The sequence below is a fragment of the Gordonia sihwensis genome (genome assembly GCF_029632925.1).
GTDB lineage: Bacteria > Actinomycetota > Actinomycetes > Mycobacteriales > Mycobacteriaceae > Gordonia > Gordonia sihwensis.
Genome location: NZ_CP121248.1, coordinates 3,208,253 through 3,225,392 on the forward strand (window position 1 = coordinate 3,208,253; position 17,140 = coordinate 3,225,392).

The following is a 17,140-nucleotide window of genomic DNA, read 5'->3' on the forward strand; positions in this document are numbered from 1 at the left end:
GACATGGTCTTCTCCTCGCCAACCGGCCGTAACAAGCAGTCGCCGTTCGGTACGTCGGACGACCGGAAGAAGGGTGTGCCGACCTTCCGGCTGCAGCCGAAGAACCCGCCGCCGCCGAGCATGCCGTCGGCCGACGACCTGCTGGAATCGGCCAAGGTGGTCGCGCTGCCGATGCACACCCGATTCCGTGGGGTCAAGGTCCGCGAGGCGCTGATCTTCTCCGGTCCCGCGGGCTGGGGCGAGTTCGCCCCGTTCGTCGAATACGAGGACGCGGAGGCCAAGACCTGGCTCGCGGCGGGCATCGAGGCCGCCTACCTCGGTCCGCCGGCGCCCGTTCGCGACTCGGTGCGAGTGAATGCGACGGTGCCCGCGGTTCCCGCCGAGGAGGTGGCCGGCCTAATCGCGCGGTATCCCGGCGTCGACACGGTGAAGGTGAAAGTCGCCGAACCGGGACAGAGTCTGGCCGACGATGTCGAGCGGGTCGCGGCCGCCCGTGACCTCGTCGGCACCGTCCGGATCGACGCCAACGGCGGCTGGAGCGTGCAACAGGCGATCGAGGCCGTCGCCGCGATCGGTGACGTGGAGTACGTGGAGCAGCCGTGCGCGACGGTCGAGGAACTCGCGCAGGTGCGCCGCGCCGTCTCGGTCCCGATCGCGGCCGACGAGTCCATCCGCCGGGCCGGCGATCCGATGCGGGTGGCCGCGCTGGACGCCGCCGACATCGCCGTACTCAAAGTGGCGCCACTAGGCGGTATGCGGGCGCTGGTCGCGTTGGCGGAACGGCTCCCGATGGACGTGGTCGTCTCCAGCGCCCTCGACACCGCCGTCGGCATGGCCGCCGGAATCGGAGCGGCCGCCGCACTCCCGGACCTCGACCGCGCGTGCGGGTTGGGTACCGGCGAGTTCTTCGTCCGCGACGTCGCACGGTCGTTCCGGATCGAACACGGCACGGTTCGGCCGCGACGTGTGGAGCCGGGAATCGACCTTCCGCTGGCGTCCGCTGAGCGGACTCGATGGTGGCACGAGCGCCTGCGTCGTTGCCACGACCTGCTGACCCGGCGCTGATCTCGACACGCTCGATCACCCTGGGGTCGCCTCGCAGGCCCATCTCGACAGGCTCGATAACCCTGGGGTCTCCCCACAGGCCGGTTGAGCGAGCGCAGCGAGTCGAAACCATGTGCCAGGCAATAACAGTCACGCCCATCTCGACAGGCTCGATAACCCTGACGTCTCCCCACAGGCCGGTTGAGCGAGCGCAGCGAGTCGAAACCATGTGCCAGGCAACACTCACGCAATCTCGACACGCTCGATCACCCTGACGCCGCCCCACAGGCCAGTTGAGCGAGCGCAGCGAGTCGAAACCATGTGCCAGATAACACTCACGCAATCTCGACACGCTCGATCACCCTGACGTAGCCCCCACACACCAACCTCGACACGCTCGGCGCCTGCGGCGCCTCCCGGCTCGATAACCCTAAGGTCTCCCCCAGGCCGGTAGAGCGAGCGCAGCGAGTCGAAACCATGTGCCAGACAACGCCATTCCGCACGCCCATCTCGAGACGCTCGATAACCCTGACGTAGCCCCCCACATGCCAATCTCGACACGCTCGGCGCCTGCGGCGCCTCCCGGCTCGATAACCCTGAGGCCTCCTCGATCAGCCTGACGTCGCCCGCCAAACTTTGACACAAATATTTACATCTGTTCCACCGCGGCGCTACAGTCGACGTCATCACGCCGCACGCGTCATAGGAGACCGCATGAACTCACCGGACGTGTTCGAGGCGGGCGTCGGAGAGGCCGAACCCGCCTACGTCGACATCGATTCCATCGATCTGCGCCTCGGCGCCGACTCCCTGGTGTGGAAGTTCTACGGCGACATCCGGGGAGTCCTCGGCTTCCAGCGTCTGGCCGGCACGGAGAACTGCATCGAACAACTCGCGCAGGGCGTGGAAGACCACTCGGTGATCTTCTCCGACTTCCTCGGCCGCGCCCGGCGCACAGGCCCGCCGATCATGCGGACCGTGTACTCCGACCAGCCGCATCAGTGGGGCCGACGGGTCCGCGACTTCCACCGCGACATCAAGGGAACGGTGCCCGACGGCTCGCGGTATCACGCGCTGAACCCCGAGCTCTACTACTGGGCGCACGCGACCTTCGTCGATCAAGTCCTGACTATCACAGACACATTCATCCGGCGGTTGTCGTACGAGGAGAAGGAGCAGATCTTCGAAGAGAGCAAGACGTGGTATCAGCTGTACGGCGTCTCCGCGCGCAGCCAGCCGGAGACCTACGAGGATTTCTGCGTCTATTGGGAGACGATGTGCGACAAGTTCGTCCCCACCAGGACCATCCTTTACGCCACCGGGTACCTGCGTAAGGGCGTTCCGGGACCGCGCTGGATACCCCGGCCGCTGTGGCGCGTGATCTCCGCCCCGATCAACGCCTTTCTACGGACCGTCATCGTCGGCACCCTCCCCCGCCAGATGCGCGAGGTGTGCGGACTCGACTGGGACGACCGGAAGCAGCGCCGTTTCGATCGCTTCGCAGCGGGGATGCGCGCAGCGAACCCGTTGTTCAACCGGCTTCCGATCCGGCTGCTGTACACACCGTGGGCGGCCGAGGGCTGGGAACGCACCGGCGTGGATCCGCGCCGGATCCACAACGGGTGAGCGAGCGCCGGTCACTCATCTGCCACGATCCCCAGCACTTCAACTGACCGCAATGCGGCGTACAGTTCGGCCGACTGCACCGGGTCGGTCACGTCGCGTCCAGTGAGGTCCCGAACCTTGCGCAATCGGTAGCGGACCGTGTTCCGGTGGCAGTGGAGCGCCTCGGCGACCTCGCCGGCCGCCCCGTGGCGGCGATACCACTCCGCCAGCACCGAAAGCAGATCATCGCGGTCGGGTGGGGGAAGTCGAAGCACACCGCCCAGCACCGACTCGGTGAACACTCGCGCCGCGCCGGACGCGGTCACCAGCAGGTGGGCCATCGGGTCACTGCCGAACCGCACCAGCCCCTCCGTGCCCGGCGGCGTGCTGCGCGCCGCCAGCCGGGCCTGTCCGAGAGCCTCCGGAATCCCCAGCGGAGTACCGAACTCGGCACTGACGCCGATCCGCCCGGCGACTGCCTGCCCGAGTCTGTCGACCGCCCGCACCGCCTCTCGCGACGACGCGGTGCGCAGCAGCCCGATGTGCACGTCCGCCTGGCTGTCCCAGACCGTCTGAGCCCCGGCGTCGCGCAAGGATGACGTGACCGGTGCCGGCAGCGCCTGGCCCGGATCCGCCGGAATGATCACCACCACCTGGAACACGCCGTCCTCAGGCATCCCGAGCGTTCGCAGGGCACCGAGCGAACGCACCGAACCGTCGGCGTGGTCGTCGAAGAGCATCCTGATCAGGCGGTAGCGCGCCTGCGCGTCGGAGTGCGCGAGGAGGGTCTCGGTGTCCCGGTACGCCTCGACCGCGGCGTCGGAGAATGCGTCGATCAACTCCCAGAGCAGGGTCGCGCATTCATGGACTTCCGGGTCACCCGGCCCCTTCGACAGCGTCGTCAGCTGTTCCCAGATCAGTCGGCCGCCGAGCCGGAACGCGTGCAGCAGCGCCGCCAGGGGCACCCCTCGCTCGGCTTTGAGTCGGCCGACCGCAAGCGCCGGCTTGAGGTTCGGCTCCGCCCCGGCGAGCGCCCGGATGATCTCCGCCAGATTGTCCCGGCACGCGCCCCGCAACTCCTCCTCCGCCAACGGGCCGCCGTCGACGTAGAAACGGTCGGCCTGGGTGATGCGGACCGTCAACTCCTCCGCCACCGAGTCGACGTCGCTGAGCAGCAGAAGCGCGGGTGAGTTCAACCGCGGAGTGGTCGGGGAGTTCACGCGTGCATGTCCAATCGTCGCAGTGTGACCCACGATACGCGGCCATTGTGCACCGGCACAAAGTCGGCCGGATCAACCCTGTGCCGCCATACCTGGCACCGTCGGTGACCCCACTCACACAATGGAGCGATCACTGCCGAGCGTGCACGCTCACCTGGCGAATGGAGCAGAAATGCAAGACCTCGAACTGCAGGCGGTCGAGTCCGCGCTGACCGACCTCGTCGACGGCGAACGCCGCTGGGCGACGACGACGCTCGAGCAGCGTCGCGACCTCCTGATGCGCATGCGCGATCTGACCGGCGCCCACGCCCAGGAGTGGGTCGACACGGCCGTGCAGATCAAGGGCCTCGACCCGAACTCGCCGTTGGTCGGCGAGGAATGGATGTCCGGACCGTATGTGATGGCCGCCAGCCTCGGCGTCCTCGCCGACACCCTCGACCACCTCGCACAGGGCCGGAGTCCGCTCGCCGACGTCAAGTTCCACGACGTCCGCGACCGCGTCGCCGTCAACGTCCTGCCGACCAGCGTCTACGACGAGCTGCTGCTCAGCGGCTTCAGCGCCGAGGTGTGGCTGCGCCGGGGAGTCAGTCGCGCCGCAGCAAAGGCCGAGGCCGGGCTCGCGCAGCTCGACCCGTCGCGGACCGCGGGCATCGGCGTGGTGCTGGGCGCAGGCAACATCATGTCGATCGCACCGCTGGACGTGCTGTACGAGCTGATCGCCCACAACCGCGTGGTGGTGCTCAAGCTCAACCCGATCACCGATCCGCTGCTTCCCGTCTTCGGCAAGGTCCTCGCCCCGCTGATCGAGGTCGGCGCGGTCCGCATCGTCACCGGCGGGGCCGAGGTCGGCGGCGCGCTGGTCCAGCACGATCTCGTGAACCACGTGCACATGACCGGCAGTGCACGCACCCACGACGCCATCGTGTGGGGTGTCGGGGACGAGGCCGTCGAGCGCAAGCGCGCGAGCGACCCCAAGCTGACCAAGCCGGTCACCAGCGAGCTGGGCGGAGTCTCCCCCACCATCGTGATCCCCGGCCGGTGGAGCAACGCCGATCTGAAGTTCCAGGCACAGCACGTGGCCACTCAGCGTCTGCACAACGGCGGATACAACTGCGTCGCATCGCAGGCCCTCATCATCTCGTCGGACTGGGATCAGAAGGACCGGTTCCTCGCCGAGGTGCGCAACGCCATCGCCGCCGCACCCGAGCGCGCCGCCTACTACCCCGGGAGCGACGACCGCGTCGCGAGCGCGCTGGAGTCGTACCCGAACGCCGAACGCCTGGGCCCGGGCGGCGGTCGCCTGCTGGTCGACGACGTCCGCCCCGATGCGACCGAACCCATCCTGTCCGGCGAGTACTTCTCACCGGTCTACGGCGTCGTCGAGATCCCCGGCACAGGTGCGGCTTTCACCGCTGCCGCGGCGCGCACGGCCAACGAGGTCTTCGCAGGCACCCTCGGCGTCAACATCATCGCGGCGCCGGCCAGCGTCAAGGGACTCGGCGCGGCGTTCGACGACCTCGTCGAGGATCTCCACTACGGAACCATCGCCATCAACGCCTGGACCGGCGTCGGTTACCTGACGCCGACCGCGTCGTGGGGCGCGTACCCCGGCCACACCATCGACGACGTGCAGAGCGGCATCGGCGTGGTGCACAACGCCTGGCTGATGGACGGAATCGAGCGCACCGTGGTCCGCGGGCCGTTCCGCCCCGCCCCGCGATCGGTGATCCGCGGAGAACTCGCACTGTCGCCGAAGCCGCCATGGTTCGTGAACAACAAGACCGCCGCGACCACCGGCAAGCGGCTCACCGAGTTCGCCGCCGATCCGCGGGCGAGTCGTCTGCCCGGAATCTTCGCCTCCGCCCTGCGCGGCTGACCGTTCGACTGAAAGGGACTCAATGACAACCACTTCCATGGACGCCGACTACGTCGTCGTCGGCACCGGTTCCGCCGGAGCCGTCGTCGCTGCCCGTCTGAGCGAGCGGTCGGCCGACACGGTGGTCGCACTCGAGGCCGGCGGTGAGGACAAGAGCCAGTCCGTCCGCATTCCCGCCGCCTTCTCCAAGCAGTTCCAGACCGAGCTCGACTGGAACTACCTCACCCAGCCGCAGCCAGAGCTCGGCGACCGCCGGGTGTTCTTCCCGCGCGGCAAGATGATCGGCGGATCGTCGTCGATGAACGCGATGATGTGGGTGCGCGGATACGCCGCCGACTACGACGCATGGGCGCTGGAGGCCGGCGACGGATGGTCGTTCGCCAACGTCGTCGAGTACTTCAAGCGCATCGAGTCGATCGAGGGCGCCGTCGAGGGCGACGAGGGACGCGACGGGCCGCTCAACGTCGCCCACCAGCGCAGCCCGCGCGGTTGGACGTCCGACTTCCTCGCCTCGGCCGAACAGGCCGGATTCAAGCGCGAACGTGCCAATCTGCCTCAGCCGGAAGGCTTCACGCAGACGATGGTGTGCCAGAAGAACGGGTCGCGCTGGAGCGCCTCCGACGCGTACCTCAAGCCCGCGCGGTCGCGCCGGAACCTGACGGTGCTCACCGATGCGCACGCAACCCGGGTGCTGTTGGAGGGCTCGCGCGCGGTGGGCGTCGAGTACCTCAAGGACGGCGTCACCCACACCGTCCGCGCCCGCAAGGAGGTGATCCTCTCGGGCGGCGCGATCAACACGCCGCAGCTTCTCCTGCTGTCGGGCATCGGCGATCAAGAGCAACTGCGCGCGCACGGCATCGCCGTGGCACAGCATCTGCCCGAGGTCGGCCGCAACCTCAGTGATCACCTGATGTCGCTGATCGGCTTCGCCGTCGACTCCGACACCCTCTACGGCGCCGAGAAGCCGTTGGAGTTGCTCAACTATCTGACGCGCCGCCGCGGCATGCTCACCTCGAATGTCGGTGAGGCCTACGGCTTCATCCGCAGCCGCCCCGACCTGGAGCTGCCCGACATCGAGATCATCTTCGGTCCGGCGCCGTTCTACGACGAGGGCATCGGGGACGCGCCAGGTCACGGCATCGGTCTCGGTCCGATCCTCGTCGACCCACGCAGTCGCGGCACAGTCTCACTGGCGTCGTCGGACCCGACCGCCAAGGCCCTCATCGACCCGCGCTACCTGTCGGACGCCGACGGCGCCGACCGCGCGGCCCTGATGTCAGGTCTGCGCGCCGCCCACCGGATCGCGACGTCGGAGCCGCTGGCGTCGAAGATCGGCCGGTTCCTGCAGCCGAAGCGGGAGCTGGACACCATCGAAGCCACTCTCGAAGATGCGCTGACCTGGCATTCGCACACGCTCTACCACCCGACCGGCACGTGCCGGATGGGCTCGGACAGTGCCAGCGTCGTGACGCCCGACCTCAAGGTCCGCGGCGTCGAGGGTCTGCGCGTCGCCGACGCCTCCGTGATGCCGAAGATCGTCCGCGGCCACACCCACGCGCCGACGGTCGTCATCGGCGAACGCGCCGCGGATCTGATCAAGGGCTGACCCGGCCTCCCCGACCGATCGATCAGCCCGAGGTCGCCCCGCAGGCCGGCTGAGCGAGCGCAGCGAAGTCGAAACTACTTGTCCGACAACAACACTCGTGCTTATCTCGACACGCTCGATTACCCTGGGTCTCCCCGCAGGCCGGTTGAACGAGCGCAGCGAGTCGAAACTACTTGTCCGACAACAACACTCATGCCGATCTCGACACGCTCGATTACCCGAGGTCTTCCCCGCAGGCCGGTTGAGCGAGCGCAGCGAGTCGAAACTAGTCGTCCGACAACAACACTCGTGCTGATCTCGACACGCTCGATTACCCTGGGCCTCCCCGCAGGCCGGTTGAACGAGCGCAGCGAGTCGAAACTACTTGTCCGACGACAACACTCATGCAGATCTCGACACGCTCGATTACTCCCTGGTTCCCGGAATCCTCGCCTCCGCCCTGCGCGGCTGACACTCGGATCGCTCGATCGCACCGACTGCGTCAGTCCTGCCCGTCCGGCTCATCGAGATGCGCCACCAGCGCGGACAGGAACTCCGGACCGCGGTCGCGGTGAACACTGTGCCCAGCATCGATCGTGACCATTCGGCCACGCGGCAACGCATCGGCGAGAGACTGCAGATGCCGGCCCGGCAGAAAGCTGCGGGCGCCTCCGGAGATCACCAATGCCGACGCCGGCACAGTGTTGAGCCGAGCCCACCATTCGGGTTCGGGGACGTCGAACTGCCGCAGCACGGTGTCGGGCAGCGAACGGTCGAAGCGAAGAAACGGGCCCGGACGTGCGAGCAGCGCGCCGACACCGCGGATCCGCTCGCCCAGAGTCGCGGTCGGTGCGATCTGTTCGGCGAGATCCGCCTCATCGCGAGGCATCGGCGGTATCTCCTCCAGTACGAGGCGACGGACGCGGTCGGGCCGGTCCATCGCATAGCGCAGTGCGGTGTGCGCGCCCAGGGAATGCCCGACGAGGTCGAACCGGACCAGGCGCAGTTCATCGACCACGCGTCCGAGATCGGCCGCGAAGTCGTCGAGGCGATAGTCCGCGGCGCGCCCGCTGCGCCCATGACCGCGCAGGTCCACGGCCACGGTGGCACGACAGGTGGCACGTAGCGTGCGAACCGTTGAATGCCACGTGGTGTGGTCGCCACCCATTCCGTGTACCAGGACCACCGGCGGCCCACCGGCGGTCGGACACCCCGAGACGTCGACCGCGAGGTCGGGTTCCGCCGGGTCGGCACTGTGAATCACGCGCATCGCACCAGGATAGGCCCCAGACAGAAGCCAGATTCGGGACGCCCGACACGCGAAACGTCGATTCCGTGCCGCCATATGTCGCCCGATCGCGTGAAACATTCCGTGATGCAGTTCACTAACTGCTGTGAGAGTACGTAGTGTCACACCCGTCGGCGATTGACGCAATCGTCCTCACCCTCCCAATTCACTTGTCTCGGAAGGACATTCGCATGGAGATCATCAACCTCATCCTCAGTCTGCTCGGCGGCGGCGACAGCGGCAGCAGCGGCGGCTCCAGCGACCTGGGCAGCCTCTCCAGCCTGCTCGGCGGCGGCAGCAGCGACTAGTTCCAGCTGACGACGAGGGGCGCGCGGCATGTCCGCGCGCCCCTCGTCGCACGTTCCCCGGTGCGATCGGCTGCCGTGCGGAGTCGCGAGTCAGAGCGGGAGTCGCGGGGTCACCGATCCGCCGGGCCGGCCAGAGCCGTTCCGTCGAAGCGCTCCAGGGTGACGAAATCGCTCACCGGCCGTCGCCGGAGCCGGGTGAGCTGCTTCACCGGCCGGCCGATCGGTACGGCGGCGGCCACGGCGAAGGTCTCGGGGATGCCAAGCAGTTCGCGCACCGCGGGCTCCTGCGCGCTGACCATCGTCGTGATCGTCCCGCCGTATCCCCGCGACCGGGCGGTGGTGAGGATGTTCCACACGAGCGGATACACCGACGCTCCGGAGACCACGCCCACCCGGTCGAGTTCGGAATCGGTGGCCGCCACCACCGCCAGGTCGACGGCCACCACCAAGACCACCGGCGCAGCCGCGATCGGCGCGACGAACTCGTCGACTCCGGGCGTCTCAGCGAGATCGGTCGCGGTGACGGCACTCGGGTGCACCGGGTTCCACGGGTTCTCTCCCGCGAAGCGCTGAGCCAGGTACCGCCGAGCCGCGGGCTTGCTCAACTCGGCCAACTGAGCTTTCGTACCCGGATCCCGGACCACGATCACGCGCACACCCTGTCGGTTGCCGCCGCTCGGCGCGAACCTCGCGATGTCGAGGATCTCCGACAGCCGCTCGTCCGGAACCGGATCGTCGGTGAAACTGCGCGCTGCGAACGTCGTCTTGACCACGTCGTCGAATTCCATTGCCGTCTCCCGTGAGGGTTCGTTCTACTCGCTCTGTCGGCCGGTATCCGACGGGCCGTCGTCGGACGAATCGCCGTTCGCATCGGCCTCGACCGCGGCCACCAGTTCCTCGAGCTGCGTCCCGAATCCGCGGACCAGGTCCCACAGATCCGGTGAGAGATCCGGGCACGACAGCAGCCCGACATTCAGCTCGCCGTCCACCGACATCACCGTGATGTTGAGCCCGAGGCCGTGGAAGATCGGCCCCATCGGGTACACCGCCTTCACTCTCGCGCCGAGCAGGTACATCGGATAGTCCGGCCCCGCGACGTTGGAGATGACCGCGTTGAAGATCGGCGGGTGCAGGCCGGAGAGACGGCGGTCGGAGTAGAGGCGCATCAGAGCGCCGAGGGTGTTGCCCGGCGCGAACTCCGCGTATGCGCGCAGCAGATTCGCATCGATGCCCTGGTGATGCCCCTTCGCCTGCCTGGCGTACTTGCCCGCCAGCCGAATGCGCTCCACCGGATCGGCCACCGACGTCGGGAGACGGGTGAACATACCGGTGACCTTGTTGGTGCCGGTCTCGATGAGATCGTCCTCGGTGACCCCGCGCACCGAGACCGGGACGAGCCCGACCAACGGCTCCTCGGGGAGTTCGCCGCGCGTCTGGAGGTACTCGCGGAGCGCGCCGCCCGCCATCGCCAGCACCACATCGTTCACCTTGACACCGAAGTGGTCTTTGACACGCTTGACGTCACCGAGCGGCAACCGCGCGAAGGCCAGGTTCCGGCGCGGAGTCAACGGCCCGTTGAACCGGGTCCGCGGAGCGAGGAAGGGTGCGGGCATGCCGTCGCCGGACCGTACTCGTTTGAACCATTCGAACGGCACCGGAAGCGTCTTCGGGATCAGCTTCATCGCTGCGATCGGACGCTGCACGAAGAAGTTGACCGCACCGCCGAAAGCCATGCCGGGTCGCGAGGCGCCTCCGGCGCTCTCCTTCACCCGAGCAGCGTCCAGCGCGGGTGGTTCGGGAGTGGACGTCGCGAGTTCGCCGAGGATCTCGGCGACGGTGGCACCGTCCACGCAGGCGTGGTGCATGCGCAGCACCAGCGCGATCGCCCCTTCGGACAATCCCTCCAGAACCCACAGGTCCCACAGCGGCTTCTTCCGATCCATCACCTGGGCCACGAGGTGCCCGCAGAGGGCCGCCACCTCCTCGATGCCTCCGGGTGCGGGCACCGCTATCCGGTGGACGTGCCGCTCGATGTCGAAGTCTTCGTCCTCCACCCACACCGGGTGGTCCACATTGGTCAGCGAGTCGGCGAGCCGGCGGCGCAGCATCGGGAGACCGCGGACCCGGCGCTCCATCTCCAGCCGCAGCGAATTGAACGTGTATCCGCCCGGGATGGTCGAGGGATCCACCTCCACGATGGCGGCGACGTTCATCACCTGAGACGGCGTCTCCAAGTAGAGGAACGACGCGTCCAGACCGCTCAACCTCTGCACGACGGCCCCCAATCCTTGTATGACAGTCCGTGTCTGCCACAGTCCGTGTCTGCCACTGTTCTGTATGCCACTGTCCTGTATTCCACTGTTCCCGAGCGCCTGAAACGGGTTCTCACAGGTGCTTATTCACAGTAGCGCCGTGGACCGACAGTGCGTGCACGAAGGCAGGCGCCGCCCGGGCGGGGCCTGCCCGATCACCGACCGCGGCCGGACTGCTACTCGTCGATCGGCAGTCGGTTGGCGACGTCGAGCAGTTCCCTCCTGCCGCCCCGGTCGAGGAGAACGGTGAACACGACGTCGTCGCGGTCGGCCAGACGCAGGTACGCCGCATGCTCGGATTCGACCACGTAGCCGGTACCGTGACGCCAGCCGATCGACTCCGGCGAGGCGTTCGTCGAGATGTCGGTGAACACCTGGTCGGTGGCGTCCTTCGACGTCATCCACGCCGGCTGGATCACCATTTCCGAGTTGAAGCAGTGCATGCGGCTCTTCACCAGCGCTCGCCCCGATCCGGTGTTCGACGGGCCGCGCTCGGCGGGCATCGCCCGGACCATCGAGCGGCAGGTGAGGTCCTGCCATCCCGTCGCCTCGGGTGTCTGCGGAAGCAGCCGGGGGAACTGTGCGGCCAGCGGGCCGAGCTCGCCCCAGCCGGACACCACCGTCACCTTGCTCTCGGCACCGTCGGCCGACCACCGGCCCGAATCCGCGGCGCGCAGGCGGTAGCGATGGTCGCCGGTGCCCGCGGTCCGATCGACCGCGGTGGTGTCGGGCCCGGAGTAGACGACCACCCCGTCGTCCCGGATCAGCAGATACTCGTCCGCACCGGAGACGCCGTTCCAGACCGCTTTCACCTCGCCGCCGTCCGCCGACAGACTGAGTCCGCCCGGTGAGTCCGGCGCCGAACCGCCCAGCATCGCCCGCACGGCGAACAACGATGCCAGCAGCACCAGCACGGCGACCGCGGCGATGATCAGCACGGGCCTGGCGGGTGTCCGGGCACGTCCGGGTGCGCTCGGTTCGTTCATCAGAACGGCAGCCTTTCCATGATCGCCCGCGCTTGCTTCGGGTCCTTGGAGTCCGGCACGGCCACCTCGACGTAGGTACGCGCGCGCGGATCGTCCGAACTGGAATAGACGAATACCGCTCTCGCCTCGGAGCTCTGCACGCCCGTCGAGAGCCGCCCCTTGGTGCCCTGGGCGGTCTTGAAGCCGAAGTCGGTCGGAGCCGTGATCGGCAACTGGCCTACGGCGGCCGTCCCCGCATCATCACTGTTCGCGTACGCGGCGATCTGCACCGAGTACTGCCGATCGGCGCCGTCGATCTTGTCGCACACGATCAGCCGGGACGTCTTCTGGTCGTCGTCCACCGGGTACGGCCCCAGTCCGCGGCACCAGAGCGATTCGAAGCCGTTCGAATTCACCGGGGTGGCCGGTACGAGTTCCGGATAGAGCTTCGCCATGTCGAGGAACTCGCCCCACGTCTGGGTGACCGTCAGCTCGGCCCGGTCGGAGAACGCCGAACCGCCCGACGACGTCGAGCGGGCCGCCACCGAGTAGGAGTGCTCGCCGGGGACCGGAGACCGGACCACATAGGAATTGTCGTCGGTGACGTCGATGACGACGTCGTCCTGTTTGATCAGGTACTGCTCGGCCCCGCTCACCGCCGGCCACGACAGGTCGACGCCCTCGGCGGTCATCTTCGCCTCCGGTGACGACGGTGTCGACAGGCCCGACGCACTGTTCCACGCGAACGCTCCACCCACTCCCAGGGCCAGTGCCGCAACGACCGCGACGGTCGCGAGCGCGGGAGTCCGCCGGTACCAGTGATCCCCGTGCGAGCGGTCCGGGCTCCCCGTGGGCACCGGTGCCGGGCCGGACGGGCCACCCGCCCGGTGCGGTCCGGGGACGGGTGCACCGGGAGTGTTCGCGAACATCGGACCGCTGGGCGTCACATTCACCGGTCCTCCGGTGAACGCCGAGCACAACGCGCGGGCGAAAGCCGTCGCCGTCGGTGGCCGGGCGGCGGGATCCTTCGCGAGGCCCGCTCGCAACACGTCATCGACGGCCGGCGGCAGCGAGCGCGTCCGCTCGGACGCCCGCGGCGGTTCGGCGAACAGATGTGCCGTCATCAGTCCCTGCAGACTGGTCGAGTCGTACGGTGCGCTGCCGGTCAGCAGTTCGAACGTGGTGGCCGCGAGCGAGTAGATGTCGCTGCGGGCGTCCACCCGGCGGCCGTCGATCTGTTCCGGCGAGCAGTACCGCATGGTGCCGACCGTGGTTCCGGTGCTGGTGAGTCCCGCTCCCGCTTCGCCGAGCGCCTGAGCGATGCCGAAGTCGGTCACTTTGACCGCCTCCGGGTTCACCGGATCTCCGCCGGGGGTGATCAGGATGTTCGCGGGCTTCACATCACGGTGAAGTACACCGTGACGATGGGCGACGTCGAGGCCGGCGGCCACGCCGTTGACGATGTTGACGACCAGCCGCGGATCCATCCCGGCGGGCGACGCCTTCGATATCTTCGACGCATCGGTGCCCGGCACGAGTTCCATCGCGATCCACAGGACGTCGCCGAATCCGCCCCTGTCGTAGACGCGCACGAGGTTCGGGTGCGTCAACGGCGCCATCAGATCGGCCTCGCGTTCGAACCGCCGGCGCACCACCGGATCGGAGCCGTGTGCCGACCGGAGCACTTTGATCGCATCGCTGCGCGGCAGGCGCGGGTGGGCCGCCTCATAGACCTCGCCCATCCCTCCGGCGCCGAGCACCGCTTGGACGCGGTAGCCCGCGATGTCGTCGCCGATTCCGAACATTCCTCCGCCGTTTCACCAGGTGACTGCCGTTCGCGCCGAATGCTACCTGCGCGGCGTGGAGATCAGATGTGCGCCTATCCCCGCCGAATGACGGCCGTCCGCCGCGGCCCGCCCCTACCATCGGCCGACATGACCGCATCCTTCTCCGCAGACGAGCTCGACACCGCGTTCGCTCAGTTCCAGCAGACCGTCGCCGATGTGGCGATCAGTAAGGACTGGGATCGATGGGCCGATCAGTTCACCGTCGACGCGACGTACATCGAGCACGCCTACGGCCGATTCGACGGCCGCGAGGCGATCCGCACCTGGGTGAACAAGACGATGCACTCGTTCCCCGGAAGCCACATGGCCGAGTACCCGTCGCTCTGGCACGTCGCCGATCCGGCGACCGGCCGAGTGATCTGCGAGATCGACAACCCGATGATCGATCCGGGCGACGGTTCGGTGTTCACGGCCACCAACATCACCATCCTCACCTACGCGGGCGACGGGCTGTGGAGCTGCGAGGAGGACGTCTACAACCCGATGGAGTTCGCTCAGATGGCTCTGGCGTGGTGTGACCGCGCCGCCGAACTGGGCACGCTCGACGACGCCGGACGCCGGTGGCTGGAGAAGACCGGCCCGATGTTCGGTCGGCGGTGACCGGCGTTTCGACCGCTCCTCACTACCGACCTCGCGGTAACCTACGGTGACGTAACCCACCGGGCCGCACGTTAACGGATCTGCCCCGGGCAGACGATCTACGCACCGAGGGCTGCGGTTTCTCAGCGCCCCCACAGGGCGCGCGGAGACTTGGGGCATGCGTCCATGTGACGTAGCCTGGAGTCCGAATATGCATGTCGGGCACGTCGCGGCGGTGCTCGGCCGCGACCCGACACGACCTGAACCCGACCAGAGGAACACCGATGGCACGTCAACTCACACAACTCGAACTCCTCAAGGAGTTGGAGCCGACGGCAGAGGCCAACGTCAATCGCCACCTCAAGACGGCACGCGACTGGAACCCGCACGACTACGTGCCGTGGGACGAGGGCAAGAACTACGCGGCTCTGGGCGGCAGGGACTACGAGCCCGAGGACTCGCAGCTCGACGAGGTCGCCAAGGCCGCGATGATCACCAACCTGCTGACCGAGGACAACCTGCCCTCGTACCACCGCGTGATCGCCGAGAACTTCTCGATGGACTCCGCCTGGGGCCATTGGGTCGGTCGCTGGACCGCCGAGGAGGACCGTCACGGCATCGTGATGCGCGACTACCTGGTCGTGACCCGCGGCGTCGACCCGGTGGCCCTCGAAGAGGCGCGCATGATCCACATGACCAACGGCTACGATCCGATGCTCGCGGCTGCGGACCGCGCCGACGAGATGAAGGCGAACGGCGAGGAGATCGGGCTGCTGCACTCGGTCGCGTACGTCACCTTCCAGGAACTCGCGACCCGCGTGAGCCACCGCAACACCGGTAAGGCGTGCAACGATCCGATCGCCGACCGGATGCTGCAGCGCATCGCCGCCGACGAGAATCTGCACATGATCTTCTACCGCAACATCTGCGGGGCCGGCATGGATCTGGCGCCCGACCAGACATTGCGCGCGGTCACCGACATCGTCACCAACTTCCAGATGCCCGGAGCGGGTATGCCGAACTTCCGGCGCCACGGCGTGCTGATGGCCAAGCACGGCATCTACGATCTGCGCCAGCACCTCGAAGAGGTCGTCCAGCCGGTTCTCCGGAAATGGAACGTCTTCGAGCGAAACGACTTCAGCCCCGCCGGCGAGAAGACCCGCGACGAGCTCGCGGCCTTCCTCGACCAGCTCGACAAGGACGCGACCCGCTTCGAGGAGATGCGCGACCGCGCGCTCGCTCGCGAGGCGGCCAAGCGGGAGAAGCAAGCATCCTGAGTACCACCGCACTGACTGCACCGGCGCCTTCGGAGACCTCCGAGGGCGCCGGTGCGCCGTCGTCTCTCCAGCGTCCGTCCACTGATCGCACCCCGCTGCGGATCGGGTCGATCGAGTTGAACAGCCCGGTGGTGCTGGCACCGATGGCCGGCGTCACCAACGTGGCCTTCCGCGTGCTCTGCCGTGAGCTCGAACTCGCACGGACCGGAACCGTCTCCGGCCTCTACGTCTGCGAGATGGTCACGGCGCGGGCGCTCGTGGAGCGGCATCCGGTCACGATGCACATGACGACCTTCGATCCGAGCGAGTCACCGCGATCGATGCAGCTCTACACGGTCGATCCGGAATACACCTACCGCGCGGCCAAGATGATCGTCGACGAGGATCTCGCCGACCACATCGACATGAACTTCGGCTGCCCGGTCCCGAAGGTCACCCGCAAGGGCGGCGGGTCGGCGATCCCCTACAAGCGACGCTTGTTCCGCAACATCGTCGCCGCCGCCGTGCGCGCCACCGAGGGCACCGACATCCCGGTCACCGTCAAGTTCCGCATCGGCATCGACGATGAGCACCACACGCATCTCGACGCCGGACGGATCGCCGCCGAGGAAGGCGCCCAAGCCGTGGCGCTGCATGCCCGAACCGCATCGCAGCGCTACTCGGGCACGGCGGCGTGGGACGAGATCGCGCGCCTGAAGGAGCATGTCACCACCGTGCCCGTGCTCGGCAACGGCGACATCTTCGAGGCCGAGGACGCCGTCCGCATGATGGAGCAGACAGGCTGCGACGGCGTGGTCATCGGCCGCGGCTGTCTCGGCCGCCCGTGGCTGTTCGCCGAGCTGTCAGCACGGTTGGCCGGTGTGAATGCGCCCACTCCGCCCGACCTCGGCGAAGTGGGCGAAATCATGATCCGGCACGGCGAACTGCTCGCCTCGCACCACGGCGAGGACAAGGGCATGCGGGAGATTCGCAAGCACGTCGCCTGGTATCTGCGCGGCTTCCCAGCCGGCTCCGACCTGCGCTCCTCGCTCTCTCTGGTGAAAACCCTCGACGACCTGCGCGAACTCGTCGCCGAGCTGCCCTCCGACGTCCCCTTTCCCGCTGACGGTCATGGCCCGCGGGGCCGCCAGGGTTCGCCCGCGTCGGTGGCGCTGCCCGAAGGATGGCTCGACGACCCCGAAGAGGACGTCGTCCCCGAGGGTGCCGAGATCATGCACTCGGGCGGCTGAGCCCT

Annotated in this window: 13 protein-coding genes; 7 read left to right on the forward strand and 6 right to left on the reverse strand. The window is 67.9% G+C overall.

Annotated elements, in window-relative coordinates:
* Window positions 1–3 precede the first annotated feature (3 nt).
* Window positions 4–1,065, forward strand: coding sequence for an o-succinylbenzoate synthase (locus P5P27_RS15360; RefSeq protein ID WP_006895682.1), 1,062 nt, complete (start codon window positions 4–6; stop codon window positions 1,063–1,065).
* Window positions 1,066–1,758: 693 nt separating this feature from the next.
* Window positions 1,759–2,670, forward strand: a complete 912-nt coding sequence (locus tag P5P27_RS15365; RefSeq protein ID WP_278124845.1) for an oxygenase MpaB family protein — start codon at window positions 1,759–1,761, stop codon at window positions 2,668–2,670.
* Window positions 2,671–2,681: 11 nt separating this feature from the next.
* On the opposite strand, the gene P5P27_RS15370 is transcribed toward P5P27_RS15365, so the two are convergent.
* Window positions 2,682–3,869 carry a PucR family transcriptional regulator gene (locus P5P27_RS15370; protein ID WP_278124847.1) on the reverse strand — a complete coding sequence of 396 codons (1,188 nt, stop codon included), beginning with the start codon at window positions 3,867–3,869 and terminating at the stop codon, window positions 2,682–2,684.
* A gap of 172 nt (window positions 3,870–4,041) precedes the next feature.
* Here P5P27_RS15370 and P5P27_RS15375 point away from each other — a divergent pair, with 172 nt between their 5' ends.
* Both P5P27_RS15375 and P5P27_RS15380 read left to right on the forward strand, forming a co-directional pair.
* Window positions 4,042–5,745 carry an aldehyde dehydrogenase family protein gene (locus P5P27_RS15375; protein WP_278124849.1) on the forward strand — a complete coding sequence of 568 codons (1,704 nt, stop codon included), beginning with the start codon at window positions 4,042–4,044 and terminating at the stop codon, window positions 5,743–5,745.
* A gap of 22 nt (window positions 5,746–5,767) precedes the next feature.
* On the forward strand, window positions 5,768–7,351 hold the full coding sequence (locus P5P27_RS15380; protein WP_278124851.1) for a GMC family oxidoreductase: 1,584 nt from the start codon (window positions 5,768–5,770) through the stop codon (window positions 7,349–7,351).
* Between the two features lie 481 nt (window positions 7,352–7,832).
* Here the strand turns inward: P5P27_RS15380 and P5P27_RS15385 are convergent, their stop codons facing one another.
* The 5 genes from P5P27_RS15385 to P5P27_RS15405 form a co-directional block, all read right to left on the reverse strand.
* Window positions 7,833–8,600 (reverse strand): alpha/beta fold hydrolase, encoded by a 768-nt coding sequence (locus tag P5P27_RS15385; protein WP_062365931.1) that lies wholly within the window; start codon window positions 8,598–8,600, stop codon window positions 7,833–7,835.
* Window positions 8,601–9,036: 436 nt separating this feature from the next.
* Window positions 9,037–9,714, reverse strand: a complete 678-nt coding sequence (locus tag P5P27_RS15390; RefSeq protein WP_006895691.1) for a nitroreductase family protein — start codon at window positions 9,712–9,714, stop codon at window positions 9,037–9,039.
* A gap of 24 nt (window positions 9,715–9,738) precedes the next feature.
* A complete protein-coding gene (locus tag P5P27_RS15395; protein ID WP_278124856.1) occupies window positions 9,739–11,199 on the reverse strand; it encodes a WS/DGAT/MGAT family O-acyltransferase in 1,461 nt (486 codons plus the stop codon).
* A gap of 215 nt (window positions 11,200–11,414) precedes the next feature.
* Window positions 11,415–12,224 (reverse strand): hypothetical protein, encoded by an 810-nt coding sequence (locus P5P27_RS15400; RefSeq protein ID WP_278124858.1) that lies wholly within the window; start codon window positions 12,222–12,224, stop codon window positions 11,415–11,417.
* Window positions 12,224–14,008: a serine/threonine-protein kinase gene (locus P5P27_RS15405; RefSeq protein WP_278124859.1), complete on the reverse strand. Its 1,785-nt coding sequence runs from the start codon at window positions 14,006–14,008 to the stop codon at window positions 12,224–12,226. The genes P5P27_RS15400 and P5P27_RS15405 overlap by 1 nt, the downstream gene beginning before the upstream one ends.
* A 129-nt stretch (window positions 14,009–14,137) precedes the next feature.
* Between P5P27_RS15405 and P5P27_RS15410 the strand changes: the two genes are divergently transcribed.
* The 3 genes from P5P27_RS15410 to dusB all read left to right on the forward strand — a co-directional run bounded on the left by P5P27_RS15410 (window position 14,138) and on the right by dusB (window position 17,135).
* Window positions 14,138–14,650, forward strand: coding sequence for a nuclear transport factor 2 family protein (locus tag P5P27_RS15410; protein ID WP_062365939.1), 513 nt, complete (start codon window positions 14,138–14,140; stop codon window positions 14,648–14,650).
* Window positions 14,651–14,913: 263 nt separating this feature from the next.
* Window positions 14,914–15,906, forward strand: a complete 993-nt coding sequence (locus tag P5P27_RS15415; RefSeq protein ID WP_006895696.1) for an acyl-ACP desaturase — start codon at window positions 14,914–14,916, stop codon at window positions 15,904–15,906.
* A gap of 143 nt (window positions 15,907–16,049) precedes the next feature.
* A complete protein-coding gene (gene dusB / locus P5P27_RS15420) occupies window positions 16,050–17,135 on the forward strand; it encodes a tRNA dihydrouridine synthase DusB (protein ID WP_006895697.1) in 1,086 nt (361 codons plus the stop codon).
* Window positions 17,136–17,140 lie beyond the last annotated feature (5 nt).